The sequence below is a fragment of the Corallococcus interemptor genome, assembly GCF_003668875.1.
Classification (GTDB): domain Bacteria; phylum Myxococcota; class Myxococcia; order Myxococcales; family Myxococcaceae; genus Corallococcus; species Corallococcus interemptor.
In genome coordinates this window covers 1-22666 of sequence record NZ_RAWM01000056.1, presented here as the reverse complement: position 1 = coordinate 22666, position 22666 = coordinate 1, and the positions used below count along the sequence as shown (strand labels likewise).

Here is a 22666-nt window from a genome sequence, read left to right as displayed (position 1 = left end):
CCGGTTGGCGCCGGAGCCAGGCCGCCCCACCCTTGAGCACAGACGCGAAACCCATACACGAAAGGGAGCGGGACCATGAAGAAGCTCATCGTCGCGGCAGTGATGTGCCTGGGGACGGCTGCCTTCGCGCAGGACGCCACCGGCACGCCGCAGAACCCGTCGAAGGAAGCGCCCAGCGCGCGGCAGATTGACGGCCCGTCCACGGGCATCGAGGCCCAGGAGGTGGGCCCCGCCATCGGTGACACCGCCAAGAAGGTCGTGGGCAAGGACACCTCCAAGGAGGCCGCGGGGAAGACGGGCGTGTGGACGGGGAAGCACGCCTTCGACCTGGAAGGCACCGTGAAGGCCAAGGAAGGCGACGACATCACCCTGGCGCGCAAGGACACGCTGCCGGAGGTGAAGCTGGACGTGCGCGACCAGACGAAGGTGACCCTGGACGGCAAGGCCGTGAAGGCGAGCGAGCTGCCCGAGGGCGCCACCGTGCGCGCGAAGTTCCAGCTGGAGGGGGATGACCCCATCGCGCTGGAGCTGAAGGCCACCTCGCCCAAGGCCAAGAAGTAGTCCGACCGCCGGACAGGTTTTCTTCGCCGGGCCCGCTTCCACCCCTGGAAGCGGGCCCGGTTTTTTTTGCGCCCTTTCAGGGTCGCCTGCTGCCCTGGGTGGGAAGGAAATTGCCCTGTCTCCAGGGAATGGCGCACGGGAAGCCTGCTCTCCGGGGCGGGTACGCCGCTTGCTTAGGTGGCGCGTACGCGTAGGGAGACCATGGTGAATCGACGACTGCTGGGGCTGGGCGTGTGTGCGGGAGCGGTGATGCTGTCGGCGTGGGGTTGCGGCGGGTCGGATTCGCCGACGACTCCCATGGATGACACGGACACCATCAATCCAAGGCCAGGGGTGGATGCGGGGACGGGCGGTGACACCGACGCCGGGACGGATGCGGGCACGGATGCCGGCACGGGTGGCGAGGTGGATGCCGGCACCGACGCGGGCACCGGTGGCGAGACGGACGCGGGCACGGATGCCGGCACCGACGGCGGCACGGACGCGGGCACGGTGGATCCATGGCCGGCGGATCCGGTGACGAACTACTCGGACCGCTATGGCATCGGGAAGGTGAAGTCGATTGGCATGGACCTGGGCAAGAACATCTGGGTGCTGGACGGCGACCGCGTCGGCGTCTTGCGCGCGGACACGAAGAAGCTGGTCTGGGTGCCGGGCCCCGTGGGCCAGGCGAAGGAGGGCCAGCGCTCCACCGTCATCTGCGGCGGTGAGGCGGGCCGCGCCTACGTGGGCTACGACGCGGAAGACCTCCAGCAGGACCCGGAGTGGCCAACCATCCACACCAACTTCATCGTCACCAACAAGCCGTGCGAAGTCCCGGTGAACGAGACCACCTGCTTCCCCTTCAGCCCGCGCCGGCTCAACTTCTACAAGCAGGGCGACGTGGACGCGGTGAAGCTGGACGCCAGCGGCCAGGTCGCCTTCGAGGGCCACATCAACCAGTCCCGGCGCGCCAACAAGGACGCGAACGGCAACCCCTTCATCCAGACGGGCCCCAGCGTGGTGGACGGCGTCAGCCTGGGCATCCGCAACAGCAACGACCACCACTTCGACGAAGACCGCGCCATGCTCAGCTGCGCGTCCGTGCTGCACGGCCCGAACAAGGGCGACGTCTTCTTCGGCACCAACCACGGCGTCGTGCGCCTGCGCGGCCTGACGTACAACGCCCACCGGCACCCGGTGTGGTTCGACGCGGACGGCTCGCAGTACGCTGGCTACACCTACGGCCTGGGCATCGCGCCCAACGGGGACGTGCTCATCGCGAACGAGTGGAACTTCGGCACCGTCACGCCCGACACGAAGCTGGAGACCTGGGACGACACCACCACGCCGGGCATCAACCAGCAGAAGGTGAAGTCCTCCTACCTGCAGGACCTCAACTCGCAGGAGGCGTTCGACTACTGGCGCGCCTTCCAGCAGACGACGGACGGGGCCTACTACCTGGGCAGCAGCAGGTACGGTTTGTGGGAGATGACTCCTGGCTCCGCCGGCAGTCCCTCCCAGCGGGGCACGCGCATCGGTGAGGGCGTGCTCGACAGCAGCATCAGCTCGCTGGCCGCCACCAACGACGGCTCGCTCTTCATCGGCACGCCCCAGGGTCTCTACCGGCTGACCCCGGCCAAGTCGCTGGAGAAGGTGACGAGCGTGCGCGGCGGCATCGGTCAGCTCGTGTACGACGGCTCCGGCACCTCCGGCATGCTGCTGGTCCACTCCAGCGCGGGCCTCATCGTCCTGCGAGGCTACTAGGCGGCGGACTCCCACCCTGACGCCGGGGCGGTGCGCATGTCGCACCCGGCGTCACCGGCGGGAAGGGCGCGGAAATGTTCTGGAAAGAGGCCCGGTTCTGCTTCCGCCCTCCTGCCTTCGTGCAAGGGGGCAGGCGGGCCGGGCCCCCGGGCTTCACGGCCCTCCGGACCGTTCACTACAATCTCCCCCTGCCCCGCCGGAGGAATCCGAACGCATGCGCCTGAGACTCGCCCGCCGCCGTCACGCCGCTGGTGCCGCCTCCACCCTCGCCGTCGCTGAAGTGGTGGAGCCCCACGGACGCAACGAGCTCCAGGCGCGAGGCCCCGACCCCTTCCGGCCGGACCGGCGCCTGCGCTGGCGGGACCACTTCGTCCTCACCGAGCACCTGCTCCAGCTGGACAGCATCCACCCGGGGCATGACGGCCTGCGCATCGCGCAGCTGTCGGACGTGCACGTGGGGCAGGCGACCAGCGACGTGCGCATCCGCCGCGCGGTGGCCGCGGTGAACGAGGCCTCGCCGGACCTGGTGTTCCTCACCGGCGACTACGTCACCCACAGCCCCAAGCCGCTGCCGCGCGTGCGCCAGCTGCTCCAGGGCCTCAACGGCCCCGTCTTCGTCGTCCTGGGCAACCACGACCACTGGGTGGACGCGGCCTACCTGCGCGCGGGCTTCGAGGACCTGGGCTACACGGTGCTCCAGAACGAGCACCGCGTGGTGCACGTGAAGGGCGCGCCGGTGACGGTGCTGGGCATCGACGACGGGCTCACCGGCATGGAGGACGTGGAGGCCACCTTCCGGGGCGCGCCCACGTCCGGCACGCGCCTGGTGCTGGCCCACACGCCGCCCACCGCGGAGAAGCTGCCCGCGCACGCGGGGCTGGTGCAGTTCTCCGGGCACACCCACGGCGGGCAGTTCATCGTCCGGGGCCTCACGGAGGCCCTCTTCCGCCGCGCGGGCCAGCCGTACATCCGCGGCCACTACCGCGTGAATGGCAACCACCTGTACGTGAACCAGGGCCTGGGCTTCGGCTTCGGCGGGCCGTACCTGCGCCGCGGCAGCACGCCGGAGGTCGCCTTCTTCACCCTGCGCACGCAGCAGGCCGCCTACGTCGGGGCGACCTGATCCACGCGAGCAGGACGGCGCGCCCAGCTTCAGCGAAGGGGCGCGCCCAGCTTCATCCCGCCCAGGCCCGCCTCGCGCTTCTTGCGTGACAGGCTGAAGGGGCCGGGCCCGAAGTAGACGATGAGCAGGGCCCCCCCCGCCATGGAGAGGTTCTTCATGAAGTGGATGAGGTTGTTCTGCGCCTGCACCGGGTCATCCATCTTCCAGAAGTGGTGGACCATGAAGGCGGACGCCACCAGGAACACGGCGAGCATGGCCGCGCCCAGGCGGGCGAAGGCGCCCAGGAGGACGCACAGGCCTCCCACCACCAGCACGCCGCCGGACACCAGCACCGCCGTCCTCGGGTCGGGCACGCCTGACGCCTGGGCGTAGGCCGTGAGGGCCTGGAGCTGGATGAAGTGATTGAGCCCGCTGGTAATGAAGATGACCGAGAACAGCAGCCGTCCCAGCGGTGCGAGCAGCCCCATGAATGACCTCCATGCCTCCGGCGTGTCCTCCCTCAACGCGGACGGGTCGGTGTCATTCTCCAGATAGGCACGGATGGGCGGGCGGACAGCCAGCCCCCGCTCCCCCGCCCGCTTTCCGGGCCAGTGGACAGCCGGTCCGTTCCCCGGGTGACGCACCGGCGGCCTGCGACAACTCGCCACAGGGCGTGAGGACGGGGGGACGCTAGGGTGCCCACGCCTTGAAGACCCTCCCCCTGGCCCTCCTGAGCGCCGCGCTCCTCGTCGTGCCCGCCTCTCCGGCGTGGGCCTGCGCGAGCTGCGCGTGCGGGGACCCCACCCTCACGTCCATGGGCGGCGAGCAGCCCTTCGAAGGGCGCCTGCGGCTGTCCACGATGATGCGCGCGTGGGGGCACACGGAAGGGGTGACGGGCGTGGACGCGCAGCGCCTGCGCGAGCTGCGCATGGACGTGGCGGTGGCGTACGCGCCCAGGCCCTGGCTGGTGCTCGCGGTGAACCTGCCGCTCCAGGCGCGCGAGGTCCAGGACGTGAGCCTGGGACTGGAGCGCGGCTGGGGGCTGGGCGACATCGACGTGAGCGCGAAGGCGTTCGTGTGGAAGGACAAGGAGTTCTCCCCGGACCAGCTGATCAGCGTGGTGGGCGGGGTGAAGCTGCCCACGGGCCCCCGGCTGCACGCGCGGGACGGCACGACGCTGGGCATCGACGCGCAGCCCGGCAGCGGCTCGGTGGATCCGATGGCGGGGCTGGCGTGGCAGGGCTTCAAGGGCAACTGGTCGTTCCTCGCGAGCGCCCTGGGCTTCCTGCCCTCGCGCGGGCGTGACGACTACCGGCTGGGCGCGTCGGTGCGCACGCAGGTGGCGGCGCAATACCAGCCGTCGCCCACGTGGGCGGTGCGGCTGGGCGTGGACACCCGGGTGGAGAAGGCACCGGACACGAACGGCACGCCAGAGGAGTCCGGTGGAGGCTTCATCGGATACGTGTCGCCGGACGTCCTCTTCAGCCCGGGCATGGACGTGGTGGTGCAGGCCGGGGTGCGCATCCCCGTCGTCAACCAGCTGCGCCGGGTGTCGTCCACGCCCATCGCGGTGCTCTCGCTCGCGTACGACCTGTGATGATCCGTTCCTCGTGTCTGGGATTGGCGCTGTTGGCCCTGAGCGCGTGTGGTGAGCGCGTGGACGGCATGACCGTCACGCTGGGCCTGGAGCACCGGGCCGCCGCGCAGGGCGTGCAGGCGGCGGGAGGCGAGCGTTCGTTCACGAGGGCCGATGGACAGGTCCTCACGCTGACGCGCGGCTACGTGGCGCTGGGCAGCGTGGAGCTGAAGCCGTGCGAGGAGGCGCTGGGCTGGCGGCTGTTGAAGGCGCTGTCGCCCATCGGGACGGCGCACGCGCACTCCGTGGGGTCGCCGTTGAAGCTGGGCACGCCGCACGTCAGCGGGCTGGAGCGGCCGGACGGGAGCGTGCTGACGCTGGGCACGGTGCGGCCGCCACCGGGGCGCTACTGCCGCGCGAGGCTCACCTTCGAGCCCGCGGACACGGACGCGGAGGGACTGTCGGACGTGGCCAGTGGCGTGGACATGCTGGAGCGCACGCTGTGGCTGGAGGGCACGCGGGTGCCGGCGGGTGGCGGTGAGCCCCAGCCCTTCCGGCTGGTGACGTCCAACATCGCCACGGTGGACGTGGTGTTGGACGGGCTGACGCTGTCCGAGGACGAGCCGTCAGCCGAGCGCACCTTCGTGCTCGCCTGGGATACCTGGCTGGCCACGGTGGACCTGGAGTCGCCGGGGGCCGCGGCCTCCGCGCTGGACACGGTGGCCCGCTCCGTGGCGATGTCCTCCGCCACGCCATGACGTCCTCGCCGCCGCCCTCCTCCTCCGAACCCTCGCTCCGGGCCCGCATCAACCTGGTGTGGCTCTTGAGGCTGCGCTGGGGCGTGCTGGTGGGGCAGGCGGTGCTGGTGGCGGTGGCGGCGTGGGGCCTCAAGCTGGTGTTGCCGGTGCCCGCGCTGGTGGCGCTCTTGGGCATTGAAGCGCTCACGAACGCGGCGGTGCGCGCGGGGCTCGCGAGGGCGCGTCCGGTGGCGGAGGCGGCCATCTTCGGGCTGATGCTCTGGGACACGCTGGTGCTGACGGGGCTCCTGGCCCTGAGTGGCGGCACGCACAACCCCTTCACCGCGTTGTACCTGGTGAACGTGGCGCTGGGCACGGTGCTGCTGCCGCCGCGCCGCACGTGGGCGATGTTGGGTTTCACGCTGGTGGCCTTCGGGTCGCTGTTCGTGTTGCAGGACGTGACGCTGCCGGGGCTGGAGCGGCCGGACCACGCGGAGCTGATGCGGCTGCACCTGAGCGGCATGTGGGTGGCGTTCGCGGTGGCGGCGGGCTTCATCGTGTATTTCATCCAGCGCGTGACCCGGGCGCTGGCAAGGCGTGAGCAGGAATTGGAGCAGGCGAGGGCCCGGCACGCGCGTCAGGAGAAGGTGGCCTCGCTGGCGACGCTGGCGGCGGGAGCGGCGCACGAGTTGTCCACGCCGCTGTCCACCATCGCGGTGGTGGCGAAGGAGCTGGAGCGGGCGCTCGCGGCATCCCAGACTTCTGAGTCCGTGAGAGAGGATTTGAGGCTCATCCGCCAGCAGGTGGACCGCTGCCGGGACGTGCTGGTGCAGATGTCCGCGGACGCGGGTCAGACGACGGGAGAGCCCTTCCAGCCCATCCCGCTGGAGCGGCTGGTGGAGGAGACGCTGTCGGAGCTGTCCGGCCGGGAGCGGGTGCGGGTGGACGTGCCGGAAGCCATGAAGAAGCACCCGGTCCACGGACCGCCGCGAGCATTGGCGAGGGTGCTGCGAGGCCTGGTGAAGAACGCGCTCCAGGCGACGCCCATGGGCCGGGGCGTGGAGCTGCGGGTGGTGCCGGAGGGGGCGGGAGCACGGCTGGAGGTGCGCGACGAAGGCCAGGGCATGCCGGAGGCGGTGCTGGCACGCGCGGGCGAGCCGTTCTTCACGACGAAGGCGCCGGGTGAGGGCATGGGCCTGGGGCTGTTCCTGGCGCGTTCATTGGCGGAGCAGCTGGGCGGAGCGCTGGAGCTGCGCTCGAAGGCGGCAGAGGGCACGACGGTGAGCCTGAGCCTGCCGGGCGAGGACGCGAAGGAGGCAGCGGCATGAGCAACACGGCTCCAGTGGATCAACGTCCCAGCCTGCTGCTGGTGGACGACGACAGCACGCTGCGTGAGCGATTGGCGCGAGCCTTCCGCGAGCGAGGCTGGGATGTAACGACGGCGGGCAACCACGATGAAGCCATGGCAGCGGCAAGGCGCGAGTCACCGGAGTACGCGGTGGTGGACCTGCGCATGCCGGGCCACAGCGGCCTGGAGCTGGTGAGGGACTTGCTGGCGGTGGACGCGTCCACGCGAGTCATCGTGCTGACGGGCTACGGAAGCATCAGCACGACCGTGGATGCCATCCGGCTGGGAGCGGTGAACTACCTGCCAAAGCCCGCGGACGCGGACGACATCCTGGCGGCGTTCGCGAGGGCGGAAGAAGCCCCCAACGTCGCGGCACCGGAGACGCTCCAGGCACCGTCACTCGCGCGAGCAGAGTGGGAACACATTCATCGAGTGCTCGCGGACAGCGCCGGAAACATCTCCGAAGCCGCGCGCAAGCTGGGCATCCACCGAAGGTCGCTCCAGCGGAAGCTGCAGAAGTACCCGCCATCGCGCTGACGCGGAGTCTTTGAACTTCAGACTCTATTAGCCGTAACCTGCGACCCAAGCCTGCTGGTCAACGAGCGCGATATTTCCCTCGGACAATGCCCTCCAGAGAGACACGACCGTCTCGCGCGAAACTCCCCTCATGTGTCGAGGAACAAGATCCTCCTCGATGTTCTCCCACACCAATCGTCCGGACGGATACGCACTGAGGCACCATTCCGTCTCATGTTTCACGGGCACCGTCTGATGCTCGCCATCGGCATCCTCTAGTTCGCGCCACAGTTCAAAGAAGGTATCGGGGGAAGGATCCTTCTCAAACTCGCCATTGAGGTGAGCAACAGAAAACCCCATGACAGCTCCCAAGTCGCATCCGTCGTTTTGCGTCCAGCCCATGGCTGGGCTACTTACCGCGCTCAGCCTCAAGCAGCGCTCGGTCTTCTCGGCTCACGAGGCAACGGGCCAAGCTCTCAGCCCCACAGACTGCGGCGTAGTTCCTCGAACGAAAGAACCTCGCGCCCCGCCTGCAGGTCGTAAACGCGCATCCCTCTTCGATTCAGCACGCCGAGTATCACGACCAACTCTGCCCATACGTCCTCAGAAGCAGCACGAAGAGGCACAGAGATCCCAATGGCGTCGCTCTGGCCCGTCTCGGCGGGAACCGGGAACAACTCAACAAGCCTTCTTGCGCTTGCGAGTTCGGAGTGAAGCTCCTGCCACTCGGCCTGTATCTTGGCCTCAGCAATGAGATTGAAAGCCACCTACGACCTCTCCGACGCAAAGGTGACGCCCACCACGTAAGGCGCGAGAGCGGATTTAATGCTCTCGCGGGCAGCACTCGCCAGCACCTGCCCTCGGTCATCGAACCTGACGGCATGCCTCGTGTCCTCGGGCAATTGGAGCCTGAGCCACCGGACCCGTCCGATTGCAAAGCGGATGCTCTTACGCACGGACTCCTCGCTCGTGAGGTCATGATTGAAGACGTGCACGGCAAGCCCGCGCTCCGGGCTGTAAAGCTCAACGGTAGCGGGCCCCCACTCCATCGCCAGCGGGTCAGCGTTCATTTGGCACTCCGGCCGTCGTCTCTGATGACGATGAGGTAGAACGAACCGACGGGCCTCTACGAGGTGGTCCACCGGATGCACGAGCGCCGCAGCACTGTCATCACTTCCAACTGAAGGCGACAGCGACCGCAATCCGCCACCCGCCCGGCGCAGGAAGCCCTCTGCGGCCGAGGCGCGTCAGGCACTGGGGCGATCTCCGCTTGGCCGGCCCTCACGCGGTCCATGTCCCTTGTCCTTGACACGGAAGCGACTCTTGCCGACGGCTTACTCTCCAGCCGACTCAAAGGAAACTGGAGAGCCGCCCCCATACAGGACTTGAGCGTCTCCCCTTGAAACGCGCTCAGACAGGCTCCGGCCGACGAAAATGGGGACCTTGTCCTTGGAAACGAGGGGACTCTCCTTTTCAACAAACGCCAGGAGCTCCTTCATCATGTTCTTCAGGCGCCTTCCCTCCGCGCCCCCACCGGGCGACGCATCAAGATAGAACCGCCCTGGAATCACATTGCGGTCCCGCGCCTGTGCTCGGGTCCACTCCAAACACGCACCAGCCTTGGGATAGACATGGAACTCGCCATCCCGCCCGACCACGGGAGCAACGCGCCCCTGGACAAGAGCCAGCAGGTCTGCCGGAAACACGACCTGCTCGGGACTCGAACATTGCCCGACCGGCACCGCCTCTAGCTGAGGGTTCATTGAAAACCGTGGTGCGCACATGGCCTGCCAGCGGTCCCTCAGAAACTCACAGAGCCGTTGCTCGTCGCGCTCATCAACTGCGATTCGAAACTGAGTGCTCATGGCTGCCGATTCCCTACTGGACCCCAGCTACTTTGTTCAGACTACCAATCTGGTGAATCTCGCCGGGGCCAACGGCATCTGCAGCTCGGTTTCCGAACGGCACGTCCCGTCGGCAGAAGCCCTTCAGCAACGGCTCAAACAGCCGCTACTGCGCGTCCTTGAGGTCCGATGGGTCGTGCTTCTCCATCTCCTCACGGTGCTCACCGCGCTGAGGCTCAACAACACCCTCTCACGCTTGACTAAGCGCTGCCTCCAACGCTTCGGGCTCAGCCGTGAGCTTTGACAGATCTACATCCAGCTCACCTGACCACCACGCCGGAACAAGTGCTGTTGCATGTTCGTACGAACGGCAAGTACTGCACCACTCCCAGCTCGCTCCGCGCGACACGTACAACTCTCCATCAGCCACGACCTCAACCTTCTTTCCATGCTGATAATACCGATGAAGTGTTCGTGCGCCACAGACCGGGCATGGCGAGGACAAGTTCAAGCCCTCTCTTGAGCCTGCGAAGACAGCATACCACTCCCGCAGGCACTCTTCCGGCACACCCCGCAAAGCCTGACCATGACCGGTGCTCATCTTTCACCTCGAATACGCGGAAGAGAGCCTGCAGTTTCGGCCCCACCGCTTCGCGTTTCGATTCGTCTTCAGCACTCAGACGATCAATCGCCCAGAGGACATAGCGCTCCAACATCCAGATCAGAATCTGGAGTGAGGCGTCCACCGCGTGATTCCTCTCGATCAGCCAGATGGGTCGATTCCCAATCAGGATCCCACACGAACCACAAGTTGATACGCCAGGGGAACAGCCTCCGACAGCCACCACTCCCAGAATTGAAGCCGGCGCGCGGAGTCGGACGATGCATCCCAGGCAGGCCCACCCGCGTAGGCAGCCGCAGCGAACATGGACGCATCCATGTCTTCCGCATCGACCTGGTCGTCGCGCAGGCGCTCATCCACTCCCAGCAGCACAAATGCCTCGTCGTCGATGCACGTGCGCAAGGCCTGCACCGCCGAGAGTCCCGCCGCTACTCCCCGCGAGCCCTCATCCGAGAACGACAGCTCCACCATGTGGTCCCAAGCTTGCTGCCAGATGGCACGGGCTTCGCCCTTGTCGAGACTCCCCACTCGCATCGCTTCCGCCGAGTCCAGCACCGTGTGCGTCGTGCGGTTCTCCGGGTACGTCAGTTCCCAAAGTGGCAGCACATGCCGTGCGGTCGCGAGCGCAAGCGCCACACGCCGGGCATACCCTGGCCCAAACCCCAGCCCAGGCCCTAGCGACCTCCAGAGTTCCCGCCGCATGCCCAATGCGAGATCGTGCACGGGGTCCGCTCGCACTGATTCAAATGCCCGTTGAAGCAGCGAATCCAACACCTCGGGCACACCCATCTTCAAGCCCCGCCTTCCGCCTTTACGGCCTCTCCTGCGTCCGCCGCATCGTGGGTGCAAGGCCCCAGACAACGTCACCCATGTCGAATCGCCTGTGCTCCAGGACACCAATATCCACCTGGAAACCAACCTCCCTCAGGCACCTACAGGCACTGCATTCAACCAGTCCCACGAATTTATTATACCTGCCCATTGCGCCACCCCAACCTCTTAGCCCCAGAGACTGCGGCGCGTCCCTCGACAACACATCAGCACCCGTAAACCGAACGAAAAGACGACACCTCTCAACACAGCCCCTAATCACTCCAAAGGCCGATACACAACACGCGACTTCGGATCAGACTGACGCCACTCAACCCCCGCACCTTGCAAAGCTACCGCAGATCGCGTGTACCAAACATCCCTATACACAGACTCTGCGCCGAGCATTTCGTTTCTTCCTACAACCCCACGCTGGACAAAGTCGCTATTCTTGAAAGATTCAGCAAGCCAACGCACCCACCTTCCAGGCTTTTCGACCGAGCCTACCCTATCCTCACCATGCAACTCACTGATGACGAGCCGTCGCTTGGCATCCAAAACACGAAGCCCTCCTGGTCGAACATTGATCCATCCCCACTCGCGCTGCCGGACATCGCCCACCCCACGAACGCCCACAATGCGTCCGGGGACGTCAGTACCAAGAAACGCCTGAAATACGTCCCCCCAATCGACAGAATCATTCAGCAAGCCAACAATGTCCGGCGATTCCGCCCCCCGTCGGAACACCACGCACGAAAGTGAAAACTTCACGCATATTTCCCTGACCCACCGAACCAACTCCGACTCGTCACAGAAAACTCTCAAATCCGCCATCACGTCCTCGTCCCGGTCCCAGCCCCCGAATCCATCTATCCTATCTTATTCTTTCTTCTTGGAAGCCTCCGACGCTTCGGTCGAGCCATGAGGCTTTCCGGCTTTCGATGCATCCGGACGATACGGCGTAAAGGCCGGCCTCACCCCCGTCGTCCCCTCCATATCATCCAACGCATCCTGCTCACGTGGCATTGGCAACCCTGTCGACGTCTGCCTTCCCACGTTTTCATTGTAAACCTCGCCCGTGAGCCTGTTTTTGAATGTAATATCCATTCGCCTGAAACTTTTCTCACCTCCCGGCGTATCATAGGAGACTTCGGTCAGTTCGCCACCACCGACGTGCTCCCAGTCAGGGCCAAGGTCTTTTTTCAATTCATCGATTCTGCGCTGGATGGTCTGATTGTGCGGACCGTAAGGCCACGGCTTGGGTCCTCGTTTCGCAGCCTCCATCTGTCCGACGCCATCAGTCCCTGCGGGCTCCTTCATGGCAGGCGCTCCCTCCGCCGCAGGCGCGAACGCAGGCGCGCCATTGACCTCCGGAGCCTTCAGCGGAGCATTCTCGCTCTGCGTCGAGGGAGCAAGAACTGGCACCACACTTGGTGCACCAGGGGCCTCGATAATCTCTCGCTCCCTGCGTTCCAGCGCCTTTGCTCGGAGCGCAGCAAGACGATCCGCCGTGTAGTACTCAGCAGGCTCTTGATGTTCCCGCCCCTGAAAATCTGCCATCGCCTCCATTGACTGTTGGTCAGAAAGCGTCTTCAGCCCAAGCAGGATCAACAGTCGGTCCCATCCTGCAGGCGGTTGGGGCCCGACAGGGGGTTTCGTCTTGATGGCTTTACCCACACCTTCCGCTGCGCGACTCATGGCACCCTGGCATTGCAACAGATGAGAGTCACAAGTGTTCGTCGGAAAAGGATTCACAATGGGGTCAGCGCTGAATCCGTTTGTGTCGATGAATCTCAGCGGATTGCCGTGCGCATACGCGTACCTGTGCAGACTCGGCGCATCGTTCAACTGCCCCTCGTACGAGTCCCGCGAGATGAACCGTCCCAGCTCGCTGTCGTAGTACCGGGCCCGGGCATAGGTGAGCCCCGTCTCCACGTCGTACTGGTGCCCCGTGTAGCCAAGCTTGAACTCACTGGCCGTGGGCGCGGAGCCACTGCGGGGGGTGCCCCACGCGTCGTACTGACGGGCCACAGTGACATCTCCCGTCGTGGACAGCGCGTCCGTCACACTGCCCAGCGCATCTGTTCCCAGGAAGTTCGTCGCAGCGGAAGCCGCCTCGCTGACAGCCAGTGGGCCTCCGCCATAATGGTAGCGCCGCTTCGACGGATGCGACGCCTGGGCTCCATCCAACTCCTGCAGGATGAAGCCGTCATCAAGCACATACGCGACGTCTTCTGTCGCCGTGTGCCTTTGCGTCCGCTGAAGGTTGCCGTCGTAGTCATACCGTCCCACCTCCTGCCCGTTGTCATAAACGGCAGTGAGCGTGTTGCGGATGTCCCAGGCGAAGGTGCGGGTGCCGGCCTGCGTCGCCTTCTCCTCCAGGTTGCCCACGAGGTCGTAGCGCAGCACCGCCTTCAGCTTGGCGCCTCTCGCGTCCTCGAACCCTGTCAGCCAGTCCACCCGGTTGAAGGTTGCGGTGACATCGCGCGTGAGCGCCTTGGGTTCCACACTGACGTAGGCATCGGGACCAAGGCCCCTCGTCCATCGAACCCTGGCCTGCCTCTCGCCCGTGCGGTTACCGACGGCATCCAGCCGATATAACGTGTTTTGGAAGTCAGGTGCAGCAACCCCCGTAAGCCGATTCAAGACGTCATAGCCGTACCGGGTCGTCCCACTGACGCCCAGCGCCTGCGTCGAAGGGGACGTGCGCGTCTCCACCTGCGTCAACCGATTCCCGTTGGCGTCATAGGTGTAGACGAACTGGCTGACCACGGGCCCGCTCGCCTGGCACGTATCGCTGACAGTGCCCCGTGCAGTGACCTGCTCCACCAACCGCCCGGCCGCGTCGTAGCAGCGCCCTTCCGACACGCCGTTGGGCCACACCACGCCCTTGAGCAAGGAGTCCGGCCAGTACCGGTACTCCACGACGCCGACCGGAAGTGTCGCCTGCTTCAGGCGCCCCAAGGCATCGTACTCGTACCCCGTGGCGACTCCGTCCGAGTCCGTCACGCTCGTACGGTGCCCCATGGCGTCGTACCCGAAGGAGAGCTGCTTTGCGTCCTGCTCCCGCAGCCGCGTCTTCACGCGATCGAGCACGTCATACGTGTACGTCGTCGCCTCCTCCACCACGCCGCCTGGCGTCTGCTTGAGCAGGGTCGCACGCTCCAGGTTCCCGTTGCCGTCATACGCAAAGCCCTCCGCGTCCACCGACGGCAGCTCTCGCGGCTGCACATGCTGTGAATAGGTGCGTGCCGCCAGCCGATCGAGGAGCCCATACCCATGCACCGTCACCTGCCCCTTCGGGTCGGTCATGGAGTCCGGGTTCCCGTTCGCGTCATACGTGTGGCGCCACGTCAGCGTGCCCACACTGCCTGACGGCGTCGCGCCTGCTTCGAACAACGGCACCTGGCTCCGCTGGTCCGCCGACAACCGCGCATGCGCGTCCAGGTGCTGGTGCTCGGCCGTGCGCAGGTTGCGCACGTCGTACTCGTAGGTCGTGAGGTTCCCGTTCGCGTCCTGCTTCGCCACCAGGTTGCGGGCGGCGTCGTAGACATAGGACGTGAGCCCACCGGCGGCATCCGTGACGGACAGCAGCTTGCCCTGCTCGTCATGGGCGTACCACGTCACATACGTGCCCGTGCAGACCTGCGCCTCCACATCCGCCAGCGTCAGCCCGGCCGCCTCCCCATGTCCAAGCGCGGGAGCGCCGAGCGGCTGCTTCATGCACACACGGTTTCCCGCGGCGTCATGGGCCCATGCCGTGACCTGCCCGAGCGCGTCCTCCTCGCGCACGCGCCGCCCCAGGTCGTCGTAGGTGTAGAGCACGTCGAAGGGAACGCCCGTGGCGCGGGGCCCCTTCTGCTGTGTCAGTTGACCGGCGGCGTCGTACTGGAACGCAGTCGTCGCCGCTTCCGGCGTTCCGGCGCCCCGGGTCTCCTCGACCAGGCGCGCTGCTCCATCGTAGAGCCGGGTGGTCGCGTAGCCATTCGCGTCCACCGCCAGCACCGCCTGCCCCCCGGCGTTATAGGCCCAGGACTCCTGCGCCACGTCCGGACCCTGCCCCCGCGAGGCGTACACCTTGCGGCCCAGGCCATCCTCCCGGTGCACCGTGGGAACCTGGCGCCGGTCCCAGTGTGTCCGCTCGCGGGTCGCGTCTGTGTACTGCCAGCTCTGGCTGTAGGCCGCCGGGCTGCTCACCGATGCAGCTTCCGACTGGCTCAGCACCCGGCCCACGGCGTCGTAGGTGAAGCGGGTGAGGTGCCCCTTCGCGTTCTTCTCCGCGCGCTTGTAGAGCGCATCAAACCAGGTGTCCGAGGCGTATCCCGCCGCATCCTTGTGGCGTACGACGCGCCGGAGTCCGTCGCGGTACGTCACGGTGAGATGCCCCCGCGCGTCCCGTACCTGCTCCCGCGTCAGGGCCTCCGTGTCCGGAGCATCCACGTACGTCCGCTCGCTCACCGTCAGGGCCTGTCCCTCCTGGGACAGACTCTCCACCAGGGTCTCGCTTCGCAGCCGTCCCAAAGCGTCGTAGGTGAAGCTGCGCTCCACACCGCGCCCATCGGTGGAGCGGATGACATGGCCTTCCCCGTCATGCTTCTGGCTCTCTGAGACGCCCATGGGCCGGTGCACTTCCACCAGCCGGCCCAGCGCGTCGTGGACTGTTTCCGTCCGCCGGCCGAGCGCATCCACCCGGGCGAACTCATGGCCGTACCGGTCGTACTCCACGGTGTGGATCAGGTTGAGCGCGGGCCCCACCCTCGGGTCGTCCGGCTGGCGCGGCAGCGGTCCATTCGCGGCGTCCTGCCCCCCCTTGAAGACGCGTCCCAGACCATCCAGGTGCCGGGCCTGGACGAAGCCCCGTGCATCGAGCGTCCAATCGACATGCGCCACGTCGTCATGGACGGTCTGCGTCGTGTAGACCGTCTCCCCGGCTTCCGTCGCCACGCGCTCCGTCACCGAGAGCACCCGGCTCAAGCCGTCATACGCCGTGGTCTGCTTCCGCTGCTGGACGCCTCCCGCCTCCCTGCGAACCTCTGTCACATTGCCGCGCCCGTCGTATACGCGCCGCTCGACCCGGCCGGCGGCGTCCGTCTGGACGGTGGCACGTCCCAACAGGTCGTACTCCACCGTCTGGGCGTGGGCATTCCCATCCACCTGCCGCACCCGATGGCCGGTCAGGTCATATGCGGATGTCTGCGTATAGCGCAGGGCCGGTGCGTCGAGGTCCGCGCCCCGAACCTCGGGGCTCTGCTCCTCCACGACCCGGTAGAGCGAGTCCAACCGATAATGCGTGTCGAACCCGGACAGGTCCTCTTCCGCCACCTTGTTGCCAGCGGCGTCGTAGGTCACATGGGAGAGTGTGCAGGTCCGGCTCACGTCGCCGCTGTGGCCCCCCTGGGCCACGAACCGTGACGCATCCGCCACAGACACCCGCACATCCACCGGGCGGTCCGCGAAGTCATACACCGTGGTCGTCAGGACTCCCCGCCGGTCGATGACAGTCGTGCGATTGCCTGCATCGTCGTATCCATAGCGGGTCTCCAACGAGGCAGTGAGCCCGCCTCCGGACTCGACAGTCCGGGATCGCCGGCCGGCGGCATCCAGCCAATGCTCGCGGATGAAGTCCCCTCCCAGGGTCTCGTAGTGGAGTTGGCCGCCCGGGTAGTACAGCGCCGTGCGCACCCGTCCCTCACCGTGAGGGTTCACCCACTCCTCGCGCTTCACCCGGTCCAGCCCATCCCACTCCTGGATCCGATGACGTCCCAATCCATCCTGCTCATCCTCCAGGCGCCCACGGGCGTCATGGAGGGTCTGCACCGTCACAGTGGCTGTCCGGTTCACCTGGATCGTCTTGGTCCGCGGCTGGCCGTAGGCGTCGTACGCCGTGGCCTTCTCCCGGTGACCATCCGCGCCCACGCTCTCCACCCAGTCTCCAGTGACGGCCAGCGGCGGGCAGGCCGCGCCTTCAACCCCGCAGTAGCGCCAGCTCAGCACGACGTCCTGGGGGGACTCCTGCAACGAGGCCATGGCCTCTTCACAGGTCGCGGCGGAAGCCAGCACGGCACGCGGCACCCGGTTCACGTAGCGCCGGGTCTCCAGCAGGCGCCCCGTCCCCACCGGGAGCACGTCCTCGGGCGCGTCCCCGGAGGAATCCACCCGGGAGACCGTGGCGTAACCCTCCGCGTCCACGTGACAGACCTGCGCGTTGAAGCCCGCCTCGTAGCCCCACTTCTCCACCACCTCCGCGACAGGCTGCCCCTGCGCGTCGAGCACGGGCAGCGTGGCCGCCACGGGCCCCATGGACGGGAGCGCAGCGCCCTCGATGCGGCGCTCCACGAGGTTGCCTCGCGCGTCGTAGGCCAGGTGCGTGACGCGTCCGCGGGCGTCCATTTCCGCCTCGCGGACCCGGTGAACCGAGTCCCAAAGCGCGCGGGTCCGGGCCACCACACCGGCGGACAGCGGCTTCTCTGTCTCCACGACGGCGCCCGTTGCCATCATCCAGTAGTGGGTTTCGGGGACCTCGGCCCGAGGACCCTTCACCGACGTGCGGTACGTGGTGAGCGACTGCCCCAGCACCGTCCGCGTCTCAGGGGCGATGCTGTAGGTGAACGAGGTGATGGCCTCCCTCAGCGGGGCCGTCTCCATGACCTCCACCACCTGCTTCACCCGCTCGTCCTTGCCCATCAGCAGCAGGAAGTCGTCCTCGCCGGGCATCGACTCCGCAGCGCCGTAGTAGGTGTAGCGGGTCACTTCACCATCAGGCCCCGTGTACCGGCTCAGCCGTGTCCGCCCTGCCTCCAGCACGCCATCCTCATAGGCGTACGACTCGGTCCGCAACGGGGCACCATTGCCGCAGGCACCGTCGTAGCGCGAGACGGAGGCCAGACGTTGCTGGGTGTCGTAGGTGTACTGAATGCAGACATCGAGGAAGGTCGTGGACGTCGCATCCACCGAGGAGGCGTGATGCAGCGCCACCGTGCGGAGTCGTAGAAGGCCTGCCTCGCGGACATGGCCCAGTTCCAGCAGCCGCCCGCTCGCCTCATCGAACACGCGCGTCAGCGCACCGTCGATGCTGGTATCGCCGTACCGCATCAGCACACGGTGCCCCGTGGGCGCCACGACGGAGGTGAGGCGGTACTTCGCGGGGAAGCTCGCGCTGTCGAGCCTGCCGTGCCGGTACTCGGTCCCATCCTTCGCGCGGAAGATGAACTCCCGCGCGGCCCCCATGCCCTCCACGCGCAGCGTGCCGTGGTACCCGCGCTGGGCCACACATTCCGTCCCCTCCCCCGTGCAGGTGAAGACCTGCCCGCCGCCCTCACCGCTGGTGACCGCATAACGGAAACCACCGCCGAGCAACGGCTGCACGGCGCCTTCGTACGCGTGCGTCCAGCCCAACCCCAACACGCCCTCGTCGGAGCCACCGCTGGCATAGGCGCGCTGCCAGGAGAGCCCCAGGCCCCGGCTGGGGGTCTCCACGTCCACGGCCTGTTTCACCAGGTGGCCGTCCACCACGCTGACGCCCTTCACGAAGGTATGGCCCACCGGCAGCCTGCCCACCGTTCCCACGGTCGTCGTGAGCGTGACCTCCTGGTTCAGGGACGCTTGATTGGGATTGTCCGGGATGAGCGTGATCCGGACGGTCTCCGGTCCCACCGCTCCAGGCGGCATCTCCATCACCGCGAGGCCTCCCTGCCCCAACGCGATGGCGACACCTCCAAGCCAGGAGACCTGGGTGATGCCCGTTGCGTTCGCCAGCACCTGCGCGCTGGCGATCTCCGTCTGTCCGCGGCGAACCTCCAGCCTTCCGTTCCCAAAGACCTTCAGGCCCAGTGGCGCGCCGTAAGCGATGGGTGCCTGCGCGTCATCCGGCGGCGGCTCACCGGGTGTCACTTTTAGCGCGGACACAAAGTCCCACACTGGCAGAACCCAGCGGGCCCTCAGCGGAAGCCCCGCGAGCAAGAGGCCGGGCTCTGGCGGCAGTACCTCCACCTCCTCGGTGGCCTGCAACACCTTCACGGTGGACGTCGCGGAATAGTCCTTGGCATACAGCTCGAAGCGGACGTGCCCACCCTGCGTTCCATCCGCCAGCGGGAGTATCTGTTGCGCGGTGGTGGAGACAGGGACCTCGAGGTCTCCATCCGCGTCCCGGACGACCGAGGGAGCCAGGACAAGGACTCCATCTCCCTCGATGTTGGGCTGAATCGTCAGCCGGACATACAGCTTATCCGAGCTGCTGTTCACCACCCGGGAGCCCAGCCCCGAGTCCGACGTTGACGCCTGTCCGCCAGCCTGGACCAGCGCGCCCCCCTGCACCTGCCGGAGGGCTTTCAGGGTGGGAATGGTTGAGTACTGCCAACCGTAGAGGGGGCGGTTGCAGCACACCTTCACGAGTTGTCCGTTGGTATTGCGCTCGTAGGCCCGGCCCTCGAACCACAGCTGCTGCCACCCCTCGGCCACCAGGTACCTGGGCCGGAAGGCCACCGACACCTGATCATCCAAGGGTTCCGGTCCCACCGAAACCGGGGCCGCCATGGTGACAGCAAGCTCGGTCCCATCCTGCGCCTTCGTCCAAATACCAACCGCAACATCCTCCAATCCCTCTTCGTCACCCCGGACGGGAACCCAGCCCGGCGCGCCCAGCGGCCAGTGCAGGATCTGAGCAACCGTCACTTCCGGGCTCGACGTCAGGTAGACACCGTTGAAATCGCCGTTGTGCGTCATCCGGAACGTGTAGCGCGCACTGGGAACAATGGCCGACACGCCGAACTGGCGCGACAAGGTGCCGACCGTCGCGGTCACGAGGTAGTAGCCAGCCGTCGTGCCCGGGATGTATCCAGCATCCAGCCACCCATCCATGTCAGACCATTGCTGCAGGGTCTGCATTTGCATGGGACTGCTGGGATCCAATACCTGGGGGGCCGTGATATCCGCGTAGTGGTAGAACCGTCCAGTCGAGGGGGACTGCGTCCATGTCACCTGCTGATTGGCCAGGGCATTTCCGTATCGATCCAGGACCTTCGCCGCGAAGGGGGCAATCATCTGCAGTCCCGCTTCGGTCTGAGAGGGGACACTGCCCTGGGGCTGGATTTGAGAGGGCGCGTCCGGCAAGCCCACCTCTACGAAGGGCGCAGCCAGCACGAAAGTCTGGGTGCCATTGGAGGTCTCCGCCGTCACGGCGTTGTATCCCAGCCGCTGGGGGAAGTGCGGTCCCACCCGCAGGAACGAGAAGCGGGCGATGTTGGTGTCAGGCACCACCTGGACCGCCGCCAGGCCATTTTCATCCGTGGTCGCCTGCAGTTGGGCCTGGGCCTGCCCCGCACCACCGACGGGAAGGAATCCAGGCTGGGAACCGAGTGCGCGCTTGAAGGTCACGACCGCGCCGGACACGGGGTCCCCGTTGACCGTCGTCACTCTCACCGCCACAGGTTGCGCGAGAGGTTGCCCGACAACCCCCTCCTGCAGGTCGGTCATCACCACCTTCTCGATATTGGCGACCTGAGTCACGTCTTCCACGACAACGTCCACATCCAAGCGGGAAAGGCTCTCTTGCAGCTGCGCCATTCCCTCCTGAGGGAACCGCCCCAGGGCCATTTCCCAAGCCCGGGAGAAGACGCCATCCCTCAACGTCTCGAGCAATTCCACCTGCCGCTCGATTGCCAGCAGCAAGCGCTGCCTGCGCGCCTGACCCGCTTCATCCTCGAGCTTGACCTTCTTGAGGAGCTGTTTTGCTCGCAGCAGCTCATCCTTGGAGCGCTCAAGGGATGCCTTCTCGGCATCACTTGCGGCCGGAGAGTGCCAGAATCGCTTCCACCAAGCGGGGCTGTCGCCGAGCTCGGCGCGAGCCTTCCCCAGCGATTGCGCCAGCTGTTCTTGGGGAGCATCCCGCTTCGCTTCCCATGCGAGACGGGCAGCCTCGAAGGATTGCGTCTGGTCGATGGGGATGACTTCGCAGGAGCGCTTCGAAGGACCGAAGTCCTCCTGCAGCGGAGTCTTCTCCCAGGAGGGCACCCGGCTCCGCCACCCTTCCGCCCTTGCTCCCCATGCCCCAAGCAACACCAGAACCACGACCACCCATCGACCCGCCTGCATCAAACGCCCCCTCATGACCAACGACTCAAGACACCTCACTTCTCAGTACATGCCCATCCCAAACACTGTCAACACAAGACATTGGCATGGAACTTCCACCCAGGCGCTTCACGCCCCATGAGCCGGAATTCACCACGCCCACGCCGAAGTTCCGTTTGCCCTTGACGTTGTGAGCGCCCCCTGGATTTGAACCCGCCGCCGTCTTGTGAATGGATGGCCCCTGGCGGTCATCCGCCTGTGGCGTTCCGGCCTGGCACCAACTGGGGAGGAAGCAAATGCAGAGGCATTGGCTTGTCATGGCACTGGTCTTGATTTCCGTCAGCTGCGCCCATTCGAAGCGTGCACCCGAAGCAGAGCTGCCCAAGTACGAACATGTCTTCCAGAAGCCGCTGACAGAGGCGCTCGCGGTCACGCGCCAACTGCTGGAAGAGCAGGGCTACACGTTCGAAGACACGGAGGATCCGAACCAGCTCGTCACCACCTGGTCCGAGCCGGACCGGGCCGGCTCGCGCAACACCACGTTCACGCGCTACCTGGTGACCGGCATCGCCGTGGCCCCGCGCCAGTCCGTCGTTCGCATCTTCCGCATGACCCAGCAGACGACCGGCAACGACGCCGAGTGGAAGAAGCTGTGGTGGAAGGTCTACCTGGAGCGACAAGAGCAGGTGTCCAATCCCTTCGTGAAGGACGTGAACTTCGACCAGGACGACGCGCAGACCAAGCGTCTGTCCATGCTGCGCGGCGCCCAGCACGGCACCCGCGACCTGGACCTGGAGCAGGCCCTCACCCTGCGCCTGGAGTCCGCGCCCTCCGTGGAAGTCCTCGCCGGCAACGTGGCGGAAGACAAGCGCCCCACCGCCGTGCGCGCGCCGGAGTTCTACCTGGACCGCTGGCAGGCAGAGGCCCCCGTGGAAGGCCCTTGCACCACGCCCGTGCGCGGACTGCCGGAGCTCCTGCACCCGGGCCTCACGCTGCTCATCGGCGAGCAACTGGGCAGCAACGAAGTGCCGGACGTGGTGGGCCACGTCGTGTGTCAGGCCGCGCAGACCGGGCTCGCCGTGGTGCTGGGCCTGTCGCTTCCGGAGACGGAGCAGGCGCGGGTGGACAGGTACCTGGCCAGCCCTGGCGCCCCGGCGGACCAGGACGCGCTGCTGGAAGGGCGCTTCTGGACGCGCACGTACCAGGACGGCCGCAGCAGCCGCGCCATCATGGACCTCATCGACCGCGCACGCGCCCTGCGCGCGGCGGGTCTGCGCGTGACGGTGGTGGCCTACGACACGGACGTGCTCAACGGCAGCGCGCGCGACGCGGCCCAGGCCGGCGTCTGGACGAAGCGCCGCGCCGCGAAGCCGGACGAGGTGCAGGTGGTGCTCGCGGGCAACACGCATACGCAGCTGGAGAAGGGCACGCAGTGGGACCCCTCCTTCACGCCCATGGCGCATCTGATGAAGGAGGACCGCTCGCTCGTCGTGCTGGAGATGAGCTACGCGCAGGGCACACGCTGGGGCTGCGACCTGGACCGTGACAGCAAGCTGGTCTGCGGCATCGTGGGCGCGACGCCCGCGCCCAGGGTGGCGGCCCGCGCCGGGCTGAGCCCCTACATCCAGTTGAGGGAAGGCTCCGCCACCGAAGGCCTCCAGGGCCTGCTGTACGTGGGGCAGCTCACGCCTTCCCTGCCGGCCCTCCTCGGCCCCCGGGCCGACCCGCCCAAGGAC

Annotated in this window: 16 protein-coding genes; 9 read left to right on the top strand and 7 right to left on the bottom strand. The window is 66.7% G+C overall.

Translation table 11 applies throughout. The features are described 5' to 3' along the window. The first annotated feature begins 75 nt into the window (after positions 1–75). The 3 genes from D7X96_RS20575 to D7X96_RS20565 all read left to right on the top strand — a co-directional run bounded on the left by D7X96_RS20575 (position 76) and on the right by D7X96_RS20565 (position 3430). Complete coding sequence (locus tag D7X96_RS20575) at positions 76–561, top strand: hypothetical protein (protein WP_121723924.1); 486 nt, start codon at positions 76–78, stop codon at positions 559–561. Between the two features lie 201 nt (positions 562–762). Then, the gene (locus D7X96_RS20570; protein WP_121770518.1) at positions 763–2307 is read left to right on the top strand and encodes a hypothetical protein; all 1545 of its coding nucleotides are present in this window, start codon (positions 763–765) and stop codon (positions 2305–2307) included. A 214-nt stretch (positions 2308–2521) separates the two neighbouring features. Beyond that, positions 2522–3430 carry a metallophosphoesterase gene (locus D7X96_RS20565; protein ID WP_120549068.1) on the top strand — a complete coding sequence of 303 codons (909 nt, stop codon included), beginning with the start codon at positions 2522–2524 and terminating at the stop codon, positions 3428–3430. 29 nt (positions 3431–3459) lie between these two features. Here D7X96_RS20565 and D7X96_RS20560 read toward each other — a convergent pair whose 3' ends face one another. Next, on the bottom strand, positions 3460–3897 hold the full coding sequence (locus D7X96_RS20560) for a DoxX family protein (RefSeq protein WP_120549067.1): 438 nt from the start codon (positions 3895–3897) through the stop codon (positions 3460–3462). A 218-nt stretch (positions 3898–4115) separates the two neighbouring features. Between D7X96_RS20560 and D7X96_RS20555 the strand changes: the two genes are divergently transcribed. The 4 genes from D7X96_RS20555 to D7X96_RS20540 are packed head-to-tail and all read left to right on the top strand — an operon-like array spanning position 4116 to position 7607. Beyond that, positions 4116–5006, top strand: a complete 891-nt coding sequence (locus tag D7X96_RS20555; protein WP_208647346.1) for a transporter — start codon at positions 4116–4118, stop codon at positions 5004–5006. Then, on the top strand, positions 5006–5743 hold the full coding sequence (locus tag D7X96_RS20550) for a hypothetical protein (protein ID WP_147468358.1): 738 nt from the start codon (positions 5006–5008) through the stop codon (positions 5741–5743). The genes D7X96_RS20555 and D7X96_RS20550 overlap by 1 nt, the downstream gene beginning before the upstream one ends. Beyond that, positions 5740–7050 (top strand): ATP-binding protein, encoded by a 1311-nt coding sequence (locus D7X96_RS20545; protein ID WP_121770516.1) that lies wholly within the window; start codon positions 5740–5742, stop codon positions 7048–7050. The genes D7X96_RS20550 and D7X96_RS20545 overlap by 4 nt, the downstream gene beginning before the upstream one ends. Next, positions 7047–7607, top strand: coding sequence for a response regulator transcription factor (locus D7X96_RS20540; protein WP_120549064.1), 561 nt, complete (start codon positions 7047–7049; stop codon positions 7605–7607). Before D7X96_RS20545 ends, D7X96_RS20540 begins: the two co-directional genes overlap by 4 nt. Before the next feature lie 27 nt (positions 7608–7634). On the opposite strand, the gene D7X96_RS39615 is transcribed toward D7X96_RS20540, so the two are convergent. The 3 genes from D7X96_RS39615 to D7X96_RS39610 all read right to left on the bottom strand — a co-directional run bounded on the left by D7X96_RS39615 (position 7635) and on the right by D7X96_RS39610 (position 9451). Next, a complete protein-coding gene (locus tag D7X96_RS39615) occupies positions 7635–7988 on the bottom strand; it encodes a hypothetical protein (RefSeq protein WP_147468357.1) in 354 nt (117 codons plus the stop codon). A 74-nt stretch (positions 7989–8062) separates the two neighbouring features. Then, the gene (locus tag D7X96_RS20535; protein WP_120549063.1) at positions 8063–8353 is read right to left on the bottom strand and encodes a hypothetical protein; all 291 of its coding nucleotides are present in this window, start codon (positions 8351–8353) and stop codon (positions 8063–8065) included. A gap of 567 nt (positions 8354–8920) precedes the next feature. Beyond that, positions 8921–9451, bottom strand: coding sequence for a hypothetical protein (locus D7X96_RS39610; protein ID WP_147442769.1), 531 nt, complete (start codon positions 9449–9451; stop codon positions 8921–8923). Here D7X96_RS39610 and D7X96_RS20525 point away from each other — a divergent pair. Continuing rightward, positions 9450–9734: a hypothetical protein gene (locus D7X96_RS20525; RefSeq protein ID WP_120549061.1), complete on the top strand. Its 285-nt coding sequence runs from the start codon at positions 9450–9452 to the stop codon at positions 9732–9734. The genes D7X96_RS39610 and D7X96_RS20525 overlap by 2 nt on opposite strands. Positions 9735–9864: 130 nt before the next feature. Here the strand turns inward: D7X96_RS20525 and D7X96_RS39605 are convergent, their stop codons facing one another. The 3 genes from D7X96_RS39605 to D7X96_RS20510 all read right to left on the bottom strand — a co-directional run bounded on the left by D7X96_RS39605 (position 9865) and on the right by D7X96_RS20510 (position 20870). Continuing rightward, a complete protein-coding gene (locus D7X96_RS39605; RefSeq protein WP_147442768.1) occupies positions 9865–10176 on the bottom strand; it encodes a hypothetical protein in 312 nt (103 codons plus the stop codon). 41 nt (positions 10177–10217) lie between these two features. Further along, the gene (locus D7X96_RS20520) at positions 10218–10841 is read right to left on the bottom strand and encodes an Imm5 family immunity protein (RefSeq protein WP_279637400.1); all 624 of its coding nucleotides are present in this window, start codon (positions 10839–10841) and stop codon (positions 10218–10220) included. Positions 10842–11741: 900 nt separating this feature from the next. Then, positions 11742–20870 (bottom strand): RHS repeat-associated core domain-containing protein, encoded by a 9129-nt coding sequence (locus tag D7X96_RS20510; RefSeq protein ID WP_244219667.1) that lies wholly within the window; start codon positions 20868–20870, stop codon positions 11742–11744. A 377-nt stretch (positions 20871–21247) separates the two neighbouring features. On the opposite strand from D7X96_RS20510, the gene D7X96_RS20505 reads away from it, so the two are divergent. Further along, positions 21248–22666: hypothetical protein (locus D7X96_RS20505; protein WP_208647345.1), on the top strand; the 1419-nt coding region annotated here is incomplete at its 3' end.

Bases quoted from the DNA above. Each gene is read 5' to 3' on its own strand.
- D7X96_RS20575 (WP_121723924.1), top strand. From the start codon at position 76: ATGAAGAAGCTCATCGTCGCGGCAGTGATGTGCCTGGGGACGGCTGCC.
- D7X96_RS20570 (WP_121770518.1), top strand. From the start codon at position 763: ATGGTGAATCGACGACTGCTGGGGCTGGGCGTGTGTGCGGGAGCGGTG.
- D7X96_RS20565 (WP_120549068.1), top strand. From the start codon at position 2,522: ATGCGCCTGAGACTCGCCCGCCGCCGTCACGCCGCTGGTGCCGCCTCC.
- D7X96_RS20560 (WP_120549067.1), bottom strand. From the start codon at position 3,897: ATGGGGCTGCTCGCACCGCTGGGACGGCTGCTGTTCTCGGTCATCTTC.
- D7X96_RS20550 (WP_147468358.1), top strand. From the start codon at position 5,006: ATGATCCGTTCCTCGTGTCTGGGATTGGCGCTGTTGGCCCTGAGCGCG.
- D7X96_RS20545 (WP_121770516.1), top strand. From the start codon at position 5,740: ATGACGTCCTCGCCGCCGCCCTCCTCCTCCGAACCCTCGCTCCGGGCC.
- D7X96_RS20540 (WP_120549064.1), top strand. From the start codon at position 7,047: ATGAGCAACACGGCTCCAGTGGATCAACGTCCCAGCCTGCTGCTGGTG.
- D7X96_RS39615 (WP_147468357.1), bottom strand. From the start codon at position 7,988: ATGGGCTGGACGCAAAACGACGGATGCGACTTGGGAGCTGTCATGGGG.
- D7X96_RS20525 (WP_120549061.1), top strand. From the start codon at position 9,450: ATGGCTGCCGATTCCCTACTGGACCCCAGCTACTTTGTTCAGACTACC.
- D7X96_RS39610 (WP_147442769.1), bottom strand. From the start codon at position 9,451: ATGAGCACTCAGTTTCGAATCGCAGTTGATGAGCGCGACGAGCAACGG.
- D7X96_RS20520 (WP_279637400.1), bottom strand. From the start codon at position 10,841: ATGGGTGTGCCCGAGGTGTTGGATTCGCTGCTTCAACGGGCATTTGAA.